The 20,118-nt window shown below is 68.2% G+C and carries 16 protein-coding genes; 9 read left to right on the top strand and 7 right to left on the bottom strand.

The window, feature by feature from the left end:
* Positions 1–10: 10 nt before the first annotated feature.
* The 3 genes from AC3WS4_RS07230 to AC3WS4_RS07220 are packed head-to-tail and all read right to left on the bottom strand — an operon-like array spanning position 11 to position 3,970.
* Positions 11–1,270 carry a purine-cytosine permease family protein gene (locus AC3WS4_RS07230; protein WP_187140013.1) on the bottom strand — a complete coding sequence of 420 codons (1,260 nt, stop codon included), beginning with the start codon at positions 1,268–1,270 and terminating at the stop codon, positions 11–13.
* Positions 1,267–2,373 carry an S-methyl thiohydantoin desulfurase family protein gene (locus AC3WS4_RS07225; protein ID WP_492735392.1) on the bottom strand — a complete coding sequence of 369 codons (1,107 nt, stop codon included), beginning with the start codon at positions 2,371–2,373 and terminating at the stop codon, positions 1,267–1,269. Before AC3WS4_RS07225 ends, AC3WS4_RS07230 begins: the two co-directional genes overlap by 4 nt.
* Positions 2,363–3,970: a hydantoinase/oxoprolinase N-terminal domain-containing protein gene (locus AC3WS4_RS07220; protein ID WP_492735394.1), complete on the bottom strand. Its 1,608-nt coding sequence runs from the start codon at positions 3,968–3,970 to the stop codon at positions 2,363–2,365. The genes AC3WS4_RS07225 and AC3WS4_RS07220 overlap by 11 nt, the downstream gene beginning before the upstream one ends.
* A 207-nt stretch (positions 3,971–4,177) precedes the next feature.
* Here AC3WS4_RS07220 and AC3WS4_RS07215 point away from each other — a divergent pair, with 207 nt between their 5' ends.
* The 6 genes from AC3WS4_RS07215 to AC3WS4_RS07190 all read left to right on the top strand — a co-directional run bounded on the left by AC3WS4_RS07215 (position 4,178) and on the right by AC3WS4_RS07190 (position 13,670).
* Positions 4,178–6,859, top strand: a complete 2,682-nt coding sequence (locus tag AC3WS4_RS07215; protein WP_492735396.1) for a helix-turn-helix transcriptional regulator — start codon at positions 4,178–4,180, stop codon at positions 6,857–6,859.
* A gap of 133 nt (positions 6,860–6,992) precedes the next feature.
* Entirely contained in the window at positions 6,993–8,471 is a 1,479-nt protein-coding gene (locus AC3WS4_RS07210; protein ID WP_492735398.1) for an aldehyde dehydrogenase, read from the top strand.
* Between the two features lie 10 nt (positions 8,472–8,481).
* On the top strand, positions 8,482–9,246 hold the full coding sequence (locus AC3WS4_RS07205; protein WP_492735400.1) for an SDR family NAD(P)-dependent oxidoreductase: 765 nt from the start codon (positions 8,482–8,484) through the stop codon (positions 9,244–9,246).
* Between the two features lie 93 nt (positions 9,247–9,339).
* On the top strand, positions 9,340–10,065 hold the full coding sequence (locus AC3WS4_RS07200) for an IclR family transcriptional regulator (RefSeq protein ID WP_492735402.1): 726 nt from the start codon (positions 9,340–9,342) through the stop codon (positions 10,063–10,065).
* A gap of 67 nt (positions 10,066–10,132) precedes the next feature.
* Positions 10,133–11,446: an MFS transporter gene (locus AC3WS4_RS07195; protein ID WP_492735404.1), complete on the top strand. Its 1,314-nt coding sequence runs from the start codon at positions 10,133–10,135 to the stop codon at positions 11,444–11,446.
* A 22-nt stretch (positions 11,447–11,468) separates the two neighbouring features.
* Positions 11,469–13,670: a M20/M25/M40 family metallo-hydrolase gene (locus tag AC3WS4_RS07190; protein ID WP_492735406.1), complete on the top strand. Its 2,202-nt coding sequence runs from the start codon at positions 11,469–11,471 to the stop codon at positions 13,668–13,670.
* On the opposite strand, the gene AC3WS4_RS07185 is transcribed toward AC3WS4_RS07190, so the two are convergent.
* The gene (locus tag AC3WS4_RS07185; protein WP_492735408.1) at positions 13,667–14,128 is read right to left on the bottom strand and encodes a cupin domain-containing protein; all 462 of its coding nucleotides are present in this window, start codon (positions 14,126–14,128) and stop codon (positions 13,667–13,669) included. The two genes, AC3WS4_RS07190 and AC3WS4_RS07185, sit on opposite strands and share 4 nt — an antisense overlap.
* 215 nt (positions 14,129–14,343) lie before the next feature.
* Here AC3WS4_RS07185 and AC3WS4_RS07180 point away from each other — a divergent pair, with 215 nt between their 5' ends.
* Both AC3WS4_RS07180 and AC3WS4_RS07175 read left to right on the top strand, forming a co-directional pair.
* Positions 14,344–14,811 (top strand): hypothetical protein, encoded by a 468-nt coding sequence (locus AC3WS4_RS07180; RefSeq protein WP_492735410.1) that lies wholly within the window; start codon positions 14,344–14,346, stop codon positions 14,809–14,811.
* Positions 14,812–14,890: 79 nt separating this feature from the next.
* Complete coding sequence (locus AC3WS4_RS07175; protein ID WP_492735412.1) at positions 14,891–16,231, top strand: metal-dependent hydrolase family protein; 1,341 nt, start codon at positions 14,891–14,893, stop codon at positions 16,229–16,231.
* A 12-nt stretch (positions 16,232–16,243) separates the two neighbouring features.
* Here the strand turns inward: AC3WS4_RS07175 and AC3WS4_RS07170 are convergent, their stop codons facing one another.
* The 3 genes from AC3WS4_RS07170 to AC3WS4_RS07160 all read right to left on the bottom strand — a co-directional run bounded on the left by AC3WS4_RS07170 (position 16,244) and on the right by AC3WS4_RS07160 (position 19,484).
* Positions 16,244–17,125 carry an alpha/beta hydrolase gene (locus AC3WS4_RS07170; RefSeq protein ID WP_492735413.1) on the bottom strand — a complete coding sequence of 294 codons (882 nt, stop codon included), beginning with the start codon at positions 17,123–17,125 and terminating at the stop codon, positions 16,244–16,246.
* Between the two features lie 16 nt (positions 17,126–17,141).
* Positions 17,142–18,371 (bottom strand): FAD-dependent oxidoreductase, encoded by a 1,230-nt coding sequence (locus tag AC3WS4_RS07165; protein WP_492742688.1) that lies wholly within the window; start codon positions 18,369–18,371, stop codon positions 17,142–17,144.
* 159 nt (positions 18,372–18,530) lie between these two features.
* Positions 18,531–19,484 (bottom strand): XdhC family protein, encoded by a 954-nt coding sequence (locus tag AC3WS4_RS07160; RefSeq protein WP_492735417.1) that lies wholly within the window; start codon positions 19,482–19,484, stop codon positions 18,531–18,533.
* Positions 19,485–19,523: 39 nt separating this feature from the next.
* Here AC3WS4_RS07160 and AC3WS4_RS07155 point away from each other — a divergent pair, with 39 nt between their 5' ends.
* On the top strand, positions 19,524–20,105 hold the full coding sequence (locus AC3WS4_RS07155) for a nucleotidyltransferase family protein (protein ID WP_492735419.1): 582 nt from the start codon (positions 19,524–19,526) through the stop codon (positions 20,103–20,105).
* The last annotated feature ends 13 nt before the right edge of the window (positions 20,106–20,118 follow it).

Raw genomic sequence — 20,118 nt, 5'->3', positions numbered from 1 at the left:
TGCGGGGCGTTCAGCGGCGCAGGCGCAGCACCGCGAGATAGACCCCCGCGGCGAGGATTGTGGCGTCGAGCGCCGGCACTGTCGTCAGCGACCAGCCGAAATGCATCGCGGGAAGGGTGATCGCGAGGCTGCCGAGCCACACGCCGATCGCTTCCCAACGAACCGCCACCGTCACCGCCGCGCCCTCGTCGCGGTCGCGAAAGGTCAGGAAGGCATCGATGACATAGATCGCCGCGATCGGCGGGATGATCAGGCCGAGTGCAATCAGGAAGGGAATGAAGCTGTTGATGATGCCGAGGAGCGCGAAAAGACATCCGATCGCGCCGCCGATGACGATGATCGTTCCTTGCCTGAGGCGGGGAAAGGTCGCCGCCATCGACAGCCCCGCCGAATAGAGGTTGAGCGCGTTGATCGTCCACACCGACAGCACGAGCATCGCCAGCGCCGGGATGCCGAAGCCCATCGCGACGACGAGTTGCATGATGTCGGTCTGCCCGGTCGCTAGCGCGATCAGCGCCGAGACGAGCATGATCACCGGCGCGCAGAAGGGAAAGGAGAGCAGCATACCCATCACCGCGCCGCGCTCGGTGCGGATGAACCGCGACAGGTCGGGCATCGCCGCGACGGTCAGCAGGTTGCCGCCGACGAGCGACGAGAGTGCGATGCCGAAACTCATCGGAACCGGCGGCTGCGCGACCGGGCCGAGATCGGGAGCTGGATTGCTGCCGAGCGCCGAGACGCAGACCGCGATCAGGATCACCCCGACAAAGGGCACCGCGATCATCGCCAGCCGGTCGAGGGTGCGAAAGCCCCAGATCGTCGACAGCGTGATGATGATGCTCCCGGCGACGACGAAGAGGTTGAAATTTCCGGGAATCCCATATCCCTGCCGCGCGGCGGCGACCATCGCGTCGCCGAAGAACGACACATTGACCCCGAACCAGCAGAAATGGACGATCGCGATGACGATATTGACGAGCGCGGCGCCCCAGATGCCGAACGAGCGCTGGACGAGCACATAGGTGGTGAGGCGGGTGCGCACGCTGACCACCGAGGTCAGGCATGCGCCGGCGCACAGGATCAGCCCGGCGAGCAGGGAAGCCAGCACCGCCTGGTGCAGCCCGAGCGCCATGCCGGCCTGGGCGTTGTTGAGGAATCCCGGCAACGAAAAGGTGAAGCTCGCAATGATCAGCGCGACGCGCCAGCCGGGGACCGTCAGCTCTTCGGGCAGGCGCCCGCTCGCATAGTTCCCGCCTGCCTCTGCGCTCATGCCGTCTCCGTCTCGTTCAACTGTTCCACCGGGGCAAAGTCATGGCCCATACCGAAGGCGCGCGGCCCTACAAAGGACAGCGCATGGTCGTCGCGCAAAATGTCTGGCGCGGCTGCGGCGATCACCTTGATCCGCTGTCCATATTTGAGCTTCTCGGTGGTGATCGTGTCGGCCGTGTCGCGGTCCATCACCGTAATGATGTCGGGGACCATCGCCAGAATTTTTCCGCCGCTGGTCGCGACGAGATTCTCGTTCTGGAACGCGATTTCCATCCGCCCGCTCGCCGCGAAACCGTCGATCGTCACCTTGCCGACCGAAAAGCCGCCGCGCGTCTCGCGCTCGACATCGACGATCTTCCCGTCGAACAGCGTCAGGCAATGCGGGTAGAGTCCGGTCGCCTCCAGCGCCTCTGCCAGCGCATCGAAGGGATCGGCGCCGGCCGCCCGCGCCTCGCGGATCGCGCGACCGACGGCGATCGCCGCGCTGATGCTGCCGGGTATCGCATGCGCCTTGGCCTCGGCGCCGCTGAGCGGATATTCGACCATATGCGCGATCCCGCCGAGCGATACCGCCAGCGCGCGCGCGATGCGTTCGTGGGTGACATTGTCCTCGGTCTCGATGACGCTCAGCGAACCGTCGGCGGCGGTGAGCACCGACGGGCAGGCCGACAGGCCGCGGATGTTGAAGATCGCCATCTGCGATTCGGGAAAGGCGCGCCCCATGCCGTCGCAATCGACCACCGGAATGCCGAGTTCGGCCGCCGCGATGAAGGGTGCGAGGCCGTTGCCGCCGCCGATCTCGATCGGCAGAACGGCATCGATGCGCCGCCCCATGATCTCTTCGAGCCGGCGCAGCCCGGCCACCGCTTCGCCGCCGTTGGGCAGCTTTTCGACCGACACGGTGGGCGCGCCGATCCATCCGCAGGGCGCGAGCAGCGCGTCGTCGGCAACCTCGGCGAGCGGCATGAGGTCGAAGCCGCCGCAACGGGTCAGCGCCGCCTCGGCAAGCAGCAGGCTGTAATAGGGGTCGCCGCCGCCGCCCGAACCCAGAAAGGCGGCGCCGCCGGCCAGATCGACGAGTTGTGCCGCGCGTTCAATGCGCATGACGCGCCTCCGCGACCGGCAGGGCGACGGCGCCCGCTTCGTCGGCGAGGCTGCCGACCGCCTTCATCCGCAGCTGCGCCGAACGACCGGGCAGGTAAGACAGAAACACCTCGTCCATATCGACAATCTCTACGCTTTCGGGGGTGGCGCCGGCGGCGATAACGTGCGCGAGCAGGTCCGCGCGCATCGCCTCGATCGCGGCGGCGCGGGGTTCGGCGTCATAATCGACGATGCGTTCGGCCTGCGCGCCGACCTGTGCGATCGCGGCGCCGACGGCATTGGCTACCGCGGCATGGTCGGGGCGAACGACGCGCGCTGCGCCCTTGAGATTGTCGTCGATCAGGAAATGGCCGCCGCCGACCGCGATGATCGTCGCGTCGCCGGGCTGGGTCTTCATCCGGTCGATCCCGTCGGCCAGCATCGCCGCCATCTTGTCAAGGATCGCCCTGTGGAGCGCGGGGGTGAGTGTGGGAATCCGGCTCGCGTCGCCGAAACTCGCTTTGCCCGCCGCGACGGCGATGTCGCTGGCGGTCAGCGTCGATCCGCCGAACAGCCAGGCATCCTCGGTCAGACGGAAGCCGACCGAGTCCGGGCCGATAGCGAAATCGTCCGTCGCTGCGCCCTCTGGGGGCAGATGAATCCGCGTGCCGCCGCCCAGCCCGATCGCGAGGATGTCGGGCATGCGGAAATTGGTGCGGACCCCGCCGATATCGACCGCGATCGAGGATTCGCGGGGATAGCCGCCCGCAAGCACCCCGATGTCGCAGGTCGTGCCGCCGACATCCATCACGATACCATTGTCGACGCCGGTCAGGAAAGCCGCGCCGCGCATGCTGTTCGTCGGTCCCGACCCGATGGTCAGCACCGGGTAGCGCGCGGCATCGGCGGCCGAAATCAGCGTTCCGTCGTTCTGCGAAATATAGAGCGGTGCGGCGATGCCGAGGTCCGCGAGTGCGCGCTCGAGCGAGGCCACGACATGCCGGGCGAGGCTGGCAAGCGCGGCGTTCAGGATCGTCCCGTTTTCGCGCTCGATCAGGCCCAGCCGGCCGATATTGTGCGACAGGCTGATATTCGCGTCGGGACAGGTGTCGGCGACGATCGCCCCCGCGCGGTCTTCCATCGCGGCATTGATCGGCGCGAAGGCGCAGCTGATCGCGATGCTGTCGATGCCCCGGTCGCGGCAGTCGCGTGCGGCGGCGCGGACGGCGGCTTCGTCGAGCGGCGCGATTTCGCGTCCGTCGACCTCGTAACCGCCGGGAAGCAGGAAGATGCTCCCGCCGAGCTGGCCCGCAAGCGCCTCGGGCCAGCCGGTGAGCGGCGGCAGCGCTTCGCCCGACGGGCTGGCGAGCCGGATGATGCCGACGCGGTCGAGGCGCTCGCGTTCGACCAGCGCGTTGGTGAAATGGGTGGTGCCGACCATCACCGCGCTCACATCGGCGGCGGGAACGCCCGCGTCGGCGAGGATGGCGCGGATCGCGGCGGTCACGCCCGAACTGACATCGGCGCTGGTCGGCTGCTTGGTCGATGCGACCACGCGGCGGCCCGCGATCAGGACCGCGTCGGTGTTGGTTCCCCCGACATCGACACCAATTCGCACTGACGCATCCTCCCGCAACCTCTTGCGGGGCCGATTACACTGGAGGGCATGGGGGCGCGCAACGCGTAAAACGGGTGCTTCGGGGCCGCGAACGGGTAAGCGCTTCGGCGAAGACGGGTAAGGCTTTACGGGCGGTTGTCAGGCCTGTCATCGATCCGTAACCTGCCGGTCCGGAAACCGACGACGATGCGTGCGAGGTTATACCGAATGCAGGACTTGATAGCCGCCAAGTTCGACCCGCCGATGTGGATGGGCGACCAGATCCGCCGGGACGCGCTCCTCGGCAGGCTGCAGGGCGTCCTGCGTCACCGCCTGACCCTCGTTCATGCCCCCGCCGGCTATGGCAAGACCAGCCTGCTGTCGCAGTGGCGCGACAGCATCGACGCGGGGACGGCGCATGTCGTCTGGCTCACGCTCGATCGCGACGACCGCGACCTCAAGCGTTTCGTCAAATATCTGCTTCTCGCGCTTCGGCAGGATCGCGGCGACGGCGAGGCCAGGGGCGCGCCGAGCGACATCCCGCCGCGCGCGGCGCTGTCGGCGATCGTCAATGAACTCGGCGATGCGGCGGTCCCGGTGGTGTTGATCCTCGACGACCTGCACCATGCTTTCAGCGAACCCGTCGGCCAGTTCCTCGAATCGCTGGTCCGCCTCGCGCCGCCCGATTGCCATTTCCTCTTCTCCTCGCGCGACTATCCCTGGGTCGGCCAATCGATCCTCGCTGCCGAGGAACAGTTGCTCGAAATCGGTCCGGCCGACCTGCGTTTTTCGGCGCAGGAAACCGAATGCCTGCTGACGCGGACCGACCGGCCGCTCGAAACGCTCGACATCGACACGCTGCTCGACCGGACCGAGGGGTGGCCGATCGCCGTCCAGCTCGCGTCGCTGTCGATCAAGCGCGGGATGGGCGCCGAGCGCGTCATCGACGAATATTGCGGCACCAGCAGCGACCTTGCGCGCTATCTGTCCGAACAGGTGCTGATGACGCTGCCGCAGGAAACGCGCGATATTGTGGCGCGCACCGCGCTGGTCGACCGGCTGACCGGCGAAATGGTCGACCTGCTGTGCGACCGGCAGGATGGTTGGATGGTGCTCGAACGGCTGGAGCAGCAGGGCGTGTTCCTGTCGCCGGTCAGCTGGGAACGGCGCGAATATCGCTATCACCAGCTGTTCGCCGAATATCTGCGCGATCGCTTCGAGCGTTCGGACCGCGCGCAATTCGCCGCGCTCCAGCGGCGGATCGCGAGCTGGCTCGCCGAGCGCGGACAGGTCGCCGAGGCGATCGACCATGCCATATTGTCGGGCGACGACCTGCTCATGGCCGCGATCCTCGAGGACGCCGGCGGCTGGCGCCTGATCCCGCAGGGGTTGCAGGGCGTCGTCGTGCGCGGCCTCGCCAAGCTGCCGGTCGCGCTGATCCGGGCGCGGCCGCGGCTCGCGCTCGCGCAGGTCTATCTGCAGATTAAGCTCGGCGAACTCGGCTCCGCCCGCGCCGAATTCGACCGCTTCCTCGCGCAGGTCGAGGGCGCCGATCTCTCGGTCGATCTCAAGACCGAGGTTCGCGTCGTCGGCGATACGCTCACCGATTATGAAAACCAGCCGGTGACCTTTGACGACCTGCTCGCGCGCGAGGCGCTGCTGCGCAAGCTTCCCGCGAACGACCATCTGGTGCTTGCCAACATCAGCGAGACGCTGGGCGCCAAATATTTCGAGGGCGGCTGGCTCGAGCGCGCGCTGCAGCCGACGCTCGCGGCGCGCGATCATTATCTGGCGATCGGGTCGCTCTACAGCGATCTCTTCACCCGCTTCCTCGAAGCGCGCATCAAGCGCGCGCAGGGGCGTTCGCGCGAGGCGGAGGCGATCCTGCAATCGGCCTGCGCCGACATCACCGCCAATTATGGCGACCGGTCCGACCTCGCCGCCAATTGCGCGGCCTTCAAGGCCGAACTGCTGTTCGAACAGGATCTGGTCGCCGAGGCGCGCGAGCTGCTGGTCTGGGCGCTGCCGCACATGGAACAGTCGGACGGCTGGGTCGATGTCTATGCCGCCGCCTATCTGACCGAGGCGCGGGCGCTCGCCGGCGAAGGCGCGTTCGAGGAAGCGTGCGACATCATCGCCCGCGCTCGGCGGGTCGCGGCGCGGCGGCGGCTGCGCCAGCTCGAAATGCTCGCCGACATTTGCAGCATCGAACTGCAGATCTCGCAGGGCGCGCCGACGCATGCCGTGCTCGCGGCGGCGGCGGTCGTCGGGCTCGATCCGATGGCCGACATGATGCACGAACAATCGCCGCCCTATCGGCCAGTCGCGATCGCCGCCAGCCTGTGCCGGACCCGGCTGCGGCTGTTGATCGGCGAGGTCGAGCCGGCACTCGAGGAACTGCGCAAACTTCGCGAATGGGCCGAGCAACATGGCGCGGGGCGCCTGCTGGTCGACGTCAACATCCTCGCCGCCGCCGGCCTCCGCATGCGGGGCGATACCGCATCGTCGCGCGCCTGTTTCGACGAGGCGGTCGGGATCGCGATGTTCCAGAACATCGTCCGTCCCTTTGTCGAGGCGCGGCAGTTCGTCCAGGCCTGCCTCGACGACGCGCTCGAAACCGACGGCCAGGTCGACCGCTTCCGGGCGCAGTTCATGAAGTCGCTGGCGAAGTCGCTCGCCGTCTATCGCAACAATGTCACGGTGCTCGGCGTGTTCAGCGAAGCCGAGGCCGAGGTGCTGCTTTATCTGAGCCAGGGCCATTCGAACAAGGAAATCGCCCGGCTGATCGGCATGTCGCCCGACACGGTGAAATACCGGCTGAAGTCGGTGTTCCGCAAGATCGGGGTGAGCAAGCGCCGCGATGCGGTCCGGATTTCCGCCGAACGCGGCCTCATCCCCGCCGGGATGTAACAGCGAGTCGCCCTTTTGTTCCTGGTCAAGCCGCGGCGCGTCGCCGCGGCGCCTTACCCGTTTCGCCTTGTTGACATATATCTCTATATAGGGACAAATATGTCCAGTATAAGAAATATGATGGAAGAGGGTGATGGGCGAATTCCGATTTGATCGTTTGTTCATCGGCGGCGCGTGGGTCGCGCCGATTGATGGCGGGGTGCGTCCCAGCATCGATCCTTCGACGGGCGAACCATGGGGCGACGTCGCCTATGGCGGACGCGCCGACATCGACCGTGCGGTGGCGGCGGCGAAGGCGGCGTTCGAAGGGCCGTGGCGCAAGATGCCGCCGTGGGAACGCGCCGCGCTGCTGCGCAAATTCGCGGATCTTTACGCGACGCAGGTCGATGCGCTCGCCGAAATCGAGACGCGCGACAATGGCCGCGCGGTGCGCGAATCGCGCGGCGACATCGGGCTGCACGCGCAATATTATCACTGGTTCGCCTCGCTCGCCGACAAGCTCGGCGGGCGGACGATCCCGATGGACGACAGCGTGCACGCCTTTACCACGCGTCATCCGGTCGGGGTCGTCGGCGCGATCACGCCGTGGAACGTGCCGATGATGGCGGCGGCGTGGAAGCTGGGCGCGGCGCTCGCCGCGGGCTGCACCGTGGTGCTGAAACCCGCCGAGCAGACCCCGGCCTCGTCGCTGGCGCTCGCGAAGCTGTTCGAGGAAGCGGGCTTTCCGCCCGGGGTAGTCAATGTTGTGCCGGGTGATGGTCCGGTTGCCGGTGCGGCGCTGGTCGAGCATCCCGACGTGGCAAAGATCAGCTTCACCGGCGAAGGCGAGACCGCGAAGACGATCCTGAAGGCGGGCGCCGACACGCTCACCCGCTGCACCTTCGAACTGGGCGGCAAGGCGCCGCACATCATCTTCGCCGATGCCGATCTGGACAATGCGCTGAACGCCGCGACGGGTTCGGCCTGGGCGCTGTGCGGGCAGAGCTGCGCGCTCGGCAGCCGCGTCCTCGTCGAACGGCCGGTCTATGACCGCGTCGTCGAGGCGTTTGGCGCGTGCGCGGGCCGGGTGCGGGTCGGCATGCCGCTCGACCCCGCAACCCACATGGGACCGCAGGCGCACCGCGAACAGCTCGACAAGACTCTCTCCTATGTCGCGATCGGACAGTCCGAAGGCGCCGAACTGATCACCGGTGGTCACCGCATCGAGCGCGACGACCTCGCGAACGGCTATTTCGTCGAGCCGACCGTCTTCGCCGGGGTCGGTTCCGGCATGCGGATCGCGCAGGAAGAGATTTTCGGGCCAGTCGCGGCGCTCATCCCCTTCGACGGCGAAGAGGAAGCGATCGGAATCGCCAATTCGACGCCCTACGGTCTCGCCGCGGGGCTGTGGTCGGGCGATACCGGCCGCGCTCACCGTGTCGCGGCGCGGATCGAGGCGGGCATGGTGTGGGTCAACACCTATCGCTACATCCGCTGGTCGACCCCCTATGGCGGGGTCAAGGCCAGTGGCTGGGGCCGCGAGAACGGCATCGAGGGGCTCGATCCCTTCCTCGAAACCAAGACCACGATCATTTCGACCACCGGCAAATTCGCCGATCCCTTCGCCGCGTAAGGAAGACATCATGCGCCTCAACGGCAAACTCGCCATCGTCACCGCCGCCGCATCGGGCATGGGCCGCGCGGGGGTCGAACGCTTCGTGCGCGAAGGCGCGCGCGTCGCCGCGATCGACATCAGCGCGGATGCGCTCGATGCGCTCGTCGCCGATTTCGGCGCCGACAGGGTCACCGGCATCGTCGCCGACCTGTCGACCCCCGCCGGCGCGACGGGCAGCATCGACGAAGCGGTCGCGGCGCTCGGCGGCGCGGACATACTGTGGGCGCACGCCGGCATGCCCGGACCGGCATCGGTCGAAAATCTCGACATGGCCGCCTATGACAAGGCGATCGCGCTCAACGTCACCGCGGCGGCGCTCGGCGCCGGGCAGGTCGCGCCGCATATGCGCCAGCGCGGCGGCGGCGCGATCATCTTCACCGCATCGGTGTCGGGGCTTGTCGGCTCGATGATGAGCCCGATCTATTCGGCCGCCAAATGGGGTGTGGTCGGGCTGGCCAAGAGCCTCGCGCTCGCGCTCGCCGGCGACAAGATCCGCGTCAACGTCGTCTGCCCCGGCCTCGCCGACACGCCGATGAAGATCGGCTTCACCGGGCGCAGCGGCGACCCGGCGGAGGCGGCGGCGAACGAAGCGAAGCTGATGGCCAATGTGCCGATGGGGCGGCTCGTCCAGGCGGGCGAGGTCGCCGATGCGGTGCTGTGGATGGTGTCGGACGAGGCGAGTTTCGTCACCGGCGTCGCGCTGCCCGTCGACGGCGGCTTTACGGCGCGCTGACGATGGGTGGGCACCCGGAAATGCTCACGGCTTTTCGGGGCGCCGGACTTCGGCCATATGGGATGTCACGACCCTTTTCAGGCGAATATCATCATGATCGTGCGGCAGGCCGCGAATGTGCTCGAAATCCTCGAATATTTCGCGAAACGGCTGCGGCCCGCGACCGCCGCCGAAATGGCGGAGGACCTTGGCTGGCCGCGGTCGAGCACCTTCAAGCTCGTCGCGACGCTGGCGTCGAAGGGCTACCTCTACGAACCGCGCGGGCGCGGCGGCTATTACCCCAGCCCGCGCTGGCTGGTGCTGGCCGATGCGGTGACGCGGGCCGAGCCGCTGCCCGATCGGGTCCAGCGGCTGGCGCGCGACCTGATGCAGGCGACGGGCGAGACGGTCGCCATCGCCGCGCCGGCCGGAACCTTCGCGACCTTCGTCGACGTCGCCGAATCGCCGCAGCCGGTGCGCTATTTCGCGCAGGTCGGCGACCGGGTACCGATCCACGCGACATCGGCGGGGCGTGCGCTGCTGGCGCAGATGCCCCGCGACGAGCGCGCGCGATTGTATCGCAAGATCGATTTTGTCCGCTATTCGCCGACCACGCCCGTGACCGCCGCGACGGTCGAGGCGCGGCTCGACGAGGCGTCGGCGATCGGCTGGCATCAGAGCAACACCGAATATACCCCCGATCTCGCCGGCATCGCGCTGCCGCTGCCCGGCGGCGATCGGCTGTTGTCGGTGGTCGTGGTCGGGCCGGTGTCGCGCTGTCTCGAGCGGCGGCCCGAGATGGCGGCGATCGCCGCCAAGCATCTCGCCAAACTGAAATAACCCAGAACCAGAACCGCAGATGGACCGGGGCCGCCGCAAGGCGCGCCGCCGGCGGGAGAGTCATGGTATGAACGAAGATCCCAGGGCGACGATCGCCGCGGCGCCGATGCGCACGCTCCAGATCGTCGTCGTCGCGCTGTGCATCGCGCTCAACGCGCTCGATGGCTTCGATGTGCTCGCGATCAGCTTCGCCGCACCGGGGATCGCGGACGAATGGGGGGTCGACAAGGCGACGCTCGGCATCGTGTTGTCGATGGAATTGTTTGGCATGGCGGCGGGATCGGTGCTGATCGGCAATGTCGCCGACCGCGTCGGGCGGCGTCCGACGATCCTCTGCTGCCTCGTCGTCATGGCGCTCGGCATGTATGCCGCGATGCATGCGCAGGGCGTGACGAGCCTGTCGGTCGTGCGCTTCCTGACCGGCATCGGCATCGGCGGCATGCTGTCGTCGACCAGTGCGATGGTCGCGGAATTCTCGAACGATAAGCGGCGCGGTCTCAATGTCGCGCTCAACATCGCGGGCTATTCGACCGGGGCGATCCTCGGCGGGCTGCTGGCGTCGCGCCTGCTAGCGGAAACGGGCGACTGGCGATCGGTCTTCATGCTCGGCGCGATCGCGTCGGCGGCGATGATCCCGCTCGCCTATTTCTTCCTGCCCGAATCGATCGAATCGCTGATCGCAAGGCGTCCGGCGGGGGCGATCGACGGCGTGAACCGTACGCTGGTCCGTATCGGCCATGCCCCGGTAGAGGCACTGCCGCCGCCGCCCGCCCAGGCGCTCAAACCCTCGATCGCGACGCTGTTCGGATCGGGATTCGCGCGGATCACCATCCTGCTGACGGTCGCCTATTTCGCCCAGATTCTCTTCTTCTATTATATCCAGAAATGGGTGCCCAAGATCGTCGTCGACATGGGCTTCGATGCCGCTCAGGCGGGCGGCGTGCTGGTCGCTGCGAATGTCGGCAATCTGGCCGGGGCCGTCCTGATCGGACTCGCCAGCCAGCGTTTCGCGCTCCGTCCGCTGGTGGCGGGGGCGATGCTCGCAGGGTTCGTGGCGATCGGCCTGTTCGGCGTGGCGGGCGCCGACCTGACGCGGCTGTCGATCACCGTCGCGATCGCCGCCTTCTTCATCAACGCGGGTGTCGTCGGCATGTACCCGCTGCTCGCACAGGCCTATCCCGCCGCCTTGCGCGCGAGCGGGACGGGTTTCGTGATCGGCATCGGTCGCGGCGGGTCGGCGCTGGGACCGGTCGTCGCGGGCGCGCTCTTCGCCAGCGGAGGCAGCCTGCTCCTCGTTTCGCTGGTGATGGGGCTGGGTGGTTTGCTGGCCGCGACGATGATCCTGTTGCTGCCGCGCGAAACTTCGGCAAACATCGGTTAGCGGGTGACTTTGGGGGGGCAGAATGGCGGAGCTAGGCAAGAGCGGCACATGGCGCGGCATCATCGTCGGGCTGATCTTGCTCGCGCTATGGACGCTGCGCCCCTTCGGCGTCGATGCGCCCGCCTCGGTCGAAACGCCCTTCGACGCCGACCGCGCGGTCGCGCGCCTGACCACGATCCTCGGCGACGAGCGCGCGCATCCGACCGACAGCGACGCCAATGACGCGGTCGAGGCGCGGCTGCTCGCCGAAATCCGCAAGGAAGGATTCTCCCCGCAGATCGACGAGCGCTTCCACTGCAACGACATTCGCGAGGGCGCGGCGATCTGCGCCCGCCCGCGCAACATCGCCTTCTGGGTGACGCCGCCCGGCAAGGATGCGGTGATGATCGCCGCCCATTATGACTCGGTCCCCGCCGGGCCGGGCGCCGCCGACGACGGCATCGGCGTCGCGGTCGCGCTGGAGATTGCCCACCAACTCAAGGGGCGGAAGCTGACGCGTCCTGTGCTCGTCGTCCTGACCGATGCCGAGGAAGCGGGCCTCGTCGGCGCCGCCGCCTTTGCCGCGCATGATCCGCTGGCGAAGCGCGTCGGCGCGGTGGCCAATATGGAGGCGCGCGGCACGACCGGCGGCGTCAACATGTTCCAGACGAGCGGCCCGAACGCGCGCGACGCTGCGGCGATCGGCGGCAGTCCGCTCCCGTCGGCCAATTCGCTCGCGACCGATTTCTACGAACTGCTGCCCAACGATACCGACCTCACGATGCTGCTGCCGCTCGGCATCGATGCCGGCAATTATTCGATCATCGGCGGCGGCAAGCGTTACCACACCCCGCTCGACAATCTCGCGCATCTCGACCGCAATTCGGTACGCCATATGGGCGCGACGACGCTGTCGGCGGTCGAGCGTTTTGCGTCCGAGCGCGGGGAGGGCGCCGAGGGCCAACGCGTGTACACCGACGTTGCGCGGAAATTTTTGCTCGAACTGCCGCAGATCGTCGCGGTGGTCGTCGTGGGGCTGGGGCTGATCGCGGCGATTGTCCTTTACCGGCGCGGCGGGACCGCGCGCCGCGTCCGCAGCGCCTTCATCCCGTTGCTGGCGCTCGTCGCCGGCACCGGCCTGGCGATCGGCGTCGCGATGCTCGTCGCGGCGCTGCGCCCCGAAGCCGCCTTCGGCACCGCCCATCCGGCCGTGTTCCGCCTGCTTTATGCTGCCGCGGCGCTTACCGGCGCCTCCGCCGTGCTGGCCCTGTCGCGCGAGGAGAATCCGGTGCGCGGGGCGGCGGCGGCCTGGGGCTGGCTCGCCATCCTCATCCTCGCCGACTTCGCCTTTGTCCCCGGCCTGACGATCCTCGCCGCATGGTCGATGCCGTTCGTGATCGCGGCGGCGGCTGCGGCATTCATCCCGGCGGCGCGGCGGGCGGTGCCCTGGCTGCTCGTCGGCGCGGCGATCGTCTATCTGCTTATCGCCCTGCCGCTCGGCGGCGGGCTGGAGGAAGGGCTGTTCGTCGAGCATGCGGCGCCGGCGACGCTTCTGCTCGTCTTCCTGTTCCTCTTCTGCCTGCCCGGCGCGGGCCGGGCGGCGCGCCCGGCACCGGCGATCTTTGCGGCGATCATGCTGGGCGCGTTCGTCGCCGCCCTCATGGTCCCGGCCTATACGCGCGAGGCGCCGCGCCACCTGACCATCGTGCACGAGGATGATGTCGGAAAGGCGACCTTCCTGATCGACGACAATGGACCGGTCCCGGCGGCCATCGCCGCGCACGCGAAGTTCGCGGCCAAGCCCGACGACAAGGGCTATTGGCGCGCCTCCGCACCCGGGATCGCCGACGATGGCAGCATCGAAATCCTCTCCGATACCGTCGCCGGCAACCGCCGCACCATCCGCCTCGCCCTGGTCGCACCCTCGGCCGACCGGCAGGAATTGCTGATCAAGGATGGCGATGCGATGCGGAACATCCGCGTCAATGGCGCCCGCCCGGCGATCCGGGGCAAGCCCGTCTATATCGGCTGCACCGGCCGCACCTGCCGCCGGCTCGAGGTCCAGTTCGAACTGGCGGCCAAGGCAAAGCTCCCCGAGATCAGCTGGCGGCGAACGCGCTATGGGCTGGACGCGGCCGGCCGGACGCTGGCGGCGAAGCGCCCGGCGACCGCGCAGCCGGTGCATGTCGGCGACCGCCAGGTCTGGATCCGTCCGCTGCGCCTGCCCGCGGTTCCGGCGAACTAGGCCGACCGGTCGATATAGGTCAGGAAGACCTTGAGATTGTCCTTCGCGTCGCTGTTGGCGATGCCGCGCCAGCTGTCGAGCGGTGCAAAGACATGGTCGCCCGCCGTGACGGGAAAGGCATCGCCGTCGACGGTCATCGTCCCCCGCCCCGATACGATATAGTAATATTCCTCATAGGGCCCGAGCGCCGGATCGCTGAGATTGTGCAAATGCACCCCCTCGCTGGCGCCGGGGGGAATGTCATAGATCATGAAGTGCGCGGGCGCCGATGCCCCGCCGAAATCGAACAGGCGGACGCCGAGTTCGCCCAGCCCTTCGTGCACCGCCTTGAATTTGTTGAAGCCCTCCGATGCGCGTTCGAGCCTGAATCGCGATGAGCCGGCGGCGGCAGCGGCTGGTGCGACCACCGCACCCATGGCGGCAACGGCGAGAAGCGCGCGGCGGCTGATATCGTCCATCGTCTTCGCCTTTTTGCCAAGGTTCGCAACCGGGGTTCTCGCGACAATCTAAAGGGGCCGGATTGGGCGCGGAACGGCCGTAGACGGGTAATCGGGTCCGATAAGGGTAAGATCGAAGATCGGCCTTACCCGTTTGTCGAATGCGCCACCCGCCTCGGGCCTTGCCGCGCCTCACAGGGCGCGGCAGGCTGGCGCATCACAGATGGAGGGACCCGATGCTGCGTAGCCTGACTTTTGCCCTGTTCGCGCTCAGCCTCGCCGCGCCGGTCGCGGCGAAGGAAAAGGCCGCCGATCCCGCCGCGGTCGAGATGACCGCGCCGGTGTTCGAGATGTTCCGCCTGGTGCCCGGCAAGACCGAGGAGTTCATCCGCGACATGGCGAAATGGGACCAGGTCAGCATCGCCGGCGGCCAGCCGCCGACCCAGCTGTTCCTCCATGCCGGCGGCGAAGGCTGGGACGTCCTCCTCTACAAACCCGCGCGCCCGAAACCGACGCCCGAACAGGAGGCCGCGATGGCGGCGAAGGCGAAGCAAATGGGCCTGCCGACCGGCGCGCTCTATTATGTCGATGTGCGCGAGAAGATGGCCGACCATGTCCATTTCGAAGGTACCGGGCCGCTGACCGCCGAGCAGTGGGTGGCGCAGATCGACCGCGAACGTGCCGACCGGAAACGCGGCAAATAGCTGGTCCCCCCGGGCTGCACGATCTGGCCGTTGCGGCGGGGTCGCCCGCACACCACGATGCGCCGATGGCGGAGGACCGATGACTTTTCACCCGACACGCCGCGCCGTGCTCGCCGGTCTGGGCCTGGCGCCGCTCGCCGCCGCCTCGGCGGCCGACGAGCCCCCTTCGACGATCCTGATCCGCAACGTCCAGCTGTTCGACGGCACCGGCAGCGGCCGCCAGCCGCGCAACATACGCGTCACCGGCAATCGCATCGACGCAGTCTCGGCGGGCGACATTCCCGTCCCGCCCGGCGCGACGCTGATCGACGGCGCCGGGCAGACGCTGATGCCGGGGCTGACCGACGCGCATTGGCACATGGCGGCGGTCCGCGGCGTCCCGTGGATGGGGTCGGACGACGCCACCCACATCGCGATGATCTTCAAGGATGCCGAGTTTCAGCTGATGCGCGGCTTCACCACCGTGCGCGACACCGCCGGCGCGGTCTTCGGGATCAAGAACGCGATCGATCGCGGCATCATGCCCGGACCGCGCTGCTATCCCAGCGGCGCCGCGATCTCGCAGACGTCGGGGCATGGCGATCCCGAACCGGTCGGCGAACTTCCGACCGCGCTCGGAGGCCAGCCGTCGCCGCGCCAGCAAAAGGGCATGACCGCGGTCGCCAACGGCGTCCCCGAGGTGCTCGCCGCGACGCGCGAACAGCTCAAGCGCGGCGCCTCGCAGATCAAGATCATGGCGGGTGGCGGCGTCACGTCGGACCATGATCCGATCGACACGGTGCAATATACGCTCGAGGAGATGCGGGCGATCGTTCAGGCGGCGACCGACTGGGACACCTATGCCTGCGCCCATGCCTATACCCCGGCGGGGGTACGCCGCTGCCTCGACGCCGGTGTGATCTCGATCGAGCACGGCCATGCCATCGACGACCCGACCGCGGCGCTGATCGCCGCGAAGGGCGCGTGGCTCTCGATCCAGCCGTTCGAGCAAGGCGACAATATCCTCACCGACGAACAACAGGCGAAGGCGGCCGAATCGCTCGGCGGCGCGGGCTGGCAGGCGGGGGTGCGGCTCGCGAAGAAACATGGGGTGAAGGTCGCGTTCGGCACCGACCTCTTTTTGCGCACCCGCACCTCGCGCACCGAAAACGCCATGCTCCCGCGCTTCGGGGCGATCTATTCGAATGCCGAGGTGCTGCGCATTGCGACGTCGGGCAATTGCGAGCTCTTCGCGCGCAGCGGCCGCCGCAACCCCTATCGGCAGGCGCCGCTCGGGGTGATCCGCGAGGGCGCCTGGGCCGATATGCTGCTGGTGCGCGGCAATCCGCTCGACGATCTGCGCCTGCTCGAGGATTATGCGCGCAACCTGCTGCTGATCGTCAAGGATGGGGTCATCCACAAGAATCTGATGCCGGCCTGACCGGCCCCCGGTTCAACGCATGGCAAAGGCGAACCGCAGCACGTCGGTCACCGCGCGCGCGGGCACCGTCATATGCCCTTCCTCCTCATAGCGCTTGAACCGCACGCGCAGGCCATGGCCCGACAGGCGATCGAACCGGTCGGCCATCGCGCGCGCCGGTTCGGGATCGTCGTCGATGTCGCGTCCGCCGACGACGACCATCACCCGGCTCGTCTTGCCGACCTTGCCCGCCTCCAGTCGGCCGACGAAATCGCGCTCGTCGCGCAGCACCCCCGCGTCGAGTTCGAGCGAAGGGCTGGCGACGACGATCGAATGAAACGCCTGCGGCTTGCTATAGAGCGTATGGAGCGCGAACAGGCCGCCGAACGAATGGCCGAACAGCGCCTGGCGATCGGGATCGATCTTGAACCGGCTGCCGATCTCGGTGCGCAGCTTGCCGGTCAGGAAATCGAGAAACTCGTCGCGGCCGCTTTTGCCCTTGCTGCGGCCCAGCCGCTTTCCGGGCGGCGGGTCGTCCATGACGATGAAATCCTCGTTGCGCTCCTCGGCATAGGGCATGTCGGTCTGATAGCCGACGCCGACGACGATCACCTTGCCGATCGCGTCATATTCCTGGATCCGCCGCGCCTCGGCAAAGCTGGCGAAGCTCGCATTGCCGTCGAGGATATAGAGCACCGGATAGCCGCCTGCTGGCGGTTCGCCCTGACCGGGGTAGGAGACGAAGATACGGTATTTGCGGCCGACGTCCGACGTCATGTCCCACATCTGCGTCGACGGCATCGCGTAAGGCGTCGCGATAGGCTCGGCGGCGGGCTGTGCCGAAACACCCCCCGATCCCGCGACGAGCAACAGCGCCGCGACGCTCGATGCAAAGGCCTTGCCGGTTCTGCTCATCCCTGTCCCCCTCGCTTCAACCATGGACCTTGTGCGCCGCCAGCGCGAAATCGGGTTCCGCCCTGCCGGTGCCGAGCACCAGATCGGCGACATGGCGGCCCACCATCGGTCCGTGCTTGAACCCATGCCCGCTGCCCCCGCCGACGATCCAGCAGTTCGCCCATTGCGGATGCCGGTCGATCAGCAAATGGCCGTTGTCGCTATTCTCATACTGGCAAACCCGCGCTTCGGCGAGCGGCCGCTGCGCGAGGACGGGAAAGCGCCGCGCCAGATAGGCGCGGACATCGGCGAGTGCCGCGTCCGATATCCGGCGGTCGCCGGTGTCGGGATCATATTTGGGGCCATGGCCATCGAGCGCGATCTTGAACCCGCGCGATTCGATGTCGGGAAAGCCATAGTGCAGGTCCTTGCTGCTGACATCGACCCAAGCGGGGAAATGCGGCGCCTCGAAACGGGTGTCGCCCGCGCCGGGTGCGAAGAAAAAGACATCCTGCCGTGTCGGGACGATGCGGCCGCCGACGACTTCGGGGAACAGCTTGGGAAGCCAGGGGCCGCAGGCGAAGACGAAGCGGTCGGCGCTCAATGTCTCCCCCCCGCCGCCGATCGACGCCAGCGTCGATGCGTCCGATCGCGGCGGATCGACCGCGAGTTTGCGATAGGTCCCTCCCGCCGCGATAAATTCCGCGACCAGGTTCTGGACGCTCCGGCGCGCCATCAGCGCCCCCATCGTTGGCTGCATGACGCCCACCGCGATGCCGTCGAAATCGACCTGCGGCCACCGCTGGTCCAACTGGACGCGCGTCAGCTTGTCGATCGGGATGCCGAGGCCGCGTTGCAGCGCGATGCTTTCGTCGATCTTCGCGCCGTCCTCGGGATAGATGTAGAGCGCGCCGGTCGGGTGGAATATCGGCGATTCATGCCGGCGCGACAGCGCCTGCCATTCGGCGAGCGACGCCCATGCCCAGCGCGTGTAAAGTTCGTTGCCGGCATATTCTGTCCGGATCAGCCGCGTCTCGCCGCCCGACGACGACCGGTTGTGCGCGGCGCCCCACGCATCGAGCAGCAGCACCCGGTTGCCGCGGCGTTGCAGGTTCCACGCCGTCCAGGAGCCGAACACCCCGGCACCGACCACGATGAAATCCGCCCGCGCGCCTTGCGCGGCGATCGCGGGCGCGGCGCTGGCGAGGCCGCTTGCCACGCCTGCCACCGCCAGCGAACCCAGGACGCTGCGCCGGGGCAGCAACATGGGGGAGGCTGTCGACCGGCCCGGTTCTTCCTCATCCGCCACGCGCCGCCTCCCTGTCGTCCTCGCTCTGTCGGTGACCAGAACATCCCGGCGGTGGTATCGCCAGACCGGCGGCAGGTAAGCGGCGGTGCATTTGGGTAATGTCGATGGTCCGGCGGCTCAGCCCTCGCGGGCGCCGCCGCCATATCGTTCCTGATAGGCGGCGACGATCTCGGCGACGAGCGACAGCGCCAGCGTCGCCGGGTCGCGCGTCGCGGGAATCAGCCCGGCGGGGTCCTCGAACCGGCGTAGAATGGCGTCGTCGAAGCCCTCGCGGCGCAGCATGTCGCGGCGGTTGGCGCGGCTCTGCCATCCGCCGATCGCGCCGACGAACAGATGCGGGCCGCGAAGCGCCCATGGCAGCAGCGCATCTTCCCACTCATGATCGTGGAACAGAAAGGCGAACGCCGTCCATGGATCGGCGGCCAGCGCCGGGGGGCTGGTCCGGGTTTCGAGCAGCGCCGCCGCGATCTCGTCGCCCGATGCCGCCGCGACGTCGTCCGCCAGCGGCGAAAAGGCGAGCGTTTCGGCCCCGAAAAAACGGGCCAGCCGCGCGGTCGCGACCAGCGTCTCGCCATGGCCGATCGCGGCGATGCGCAGGCGCGGCACATAGCGCACACAAAAGACGTCGTCCGAACCCCACGCCGGCACCGCTCCCGGTTCCGCGATCGCGATGCCGTCGCCCTTTATTCCCAAGCCCGCCGGTTCGCGGGCGTCGAGCCGCGCCAGAATATCATCGACTATGTGCGGGTCGGGGCGCGGTGTGAACAACAGGTCGATGCCGCCGCCGCACGGCAGGCGAATGTCGATATAGGGCGACCCCGCGCCGAAGCGGACAAGGCGGCTTTTGCCCGCCGCGAGGACCGACAGCGCCTCGCCGACGATCGCCGCCTCGATGCAGCCGCCGGAGAATGAACCGCGATAGCCGCCGTCGGACGCCACCGCCATCTGCGCGCCGATCGCGCGCGGCGACGATCCGGCGATTCCGGTCAGGGTCACCAGCACGACGCCCCGCGCGCTGTGGTCGTGCGCGAAGCGGAGAATGTCGGCGGGGGTGATTGCCAGCGGGGTCATTATGCGGGACAGGATGTCCGGCGCGCGGCGGGAGGCGAGATGATGATCGATCGGGATGCGGTGGCCGCGATCTTCCTCGCCGCGGGGCGCTCGACCCGCTTCGGAGCCGACGACAAATTGCTGGCGCCGCTGGACGGCATGTCGCTGCTGCTCCACGCCGCGCAGGCGATCGTCGATCTTGCGCCCGCGCGCCGGATCGCGGTCTGCCCCGACCGGAACGGCCCGGTCGCGGCGCTGCTTGCGGACCGGGGGTTCGACATCGTCGCCAATCCCTGTCCCGAACGCGGGCTGTCGCAATCGCTGCGGCTGGGCATCGGTGCGGTATTGCCGGGGACGGAGCGCGCCGCGCTCTTGTGCCTCGCCGACATGCCGTTCGTAAGCGCCGGCCATCTCGCGGCGCTGCTCGCCCGCTTCGATCCCGATAGCGCGCCCGTCGTCGCGTCGGGCCGCGACGGCGTGCCGATGCCGCCCGCGCTGTTCGCGCGATCGCGGTTCGCGGCGCTTGAGGAGGCAAGCGGCGACCAGGGGGGCCGCTCCATGCTGGCCTCGGCCCAGCTTGTCGCGGCACCCGCCGGGCAGCTGAACGATATCGATCGACCGACCGACCTGCCGCGCGCCTGATCGCCGCCTTCCG

Source organism: Sphingopyxis sp. EU05-FHT14B03, from assembly GCF_058790875.1.
The sequence above is the reverse complement of the archived record's forward strand: the minus strand, read 5'-3'. Positions and strand labels throughout refer to the sequence as shown.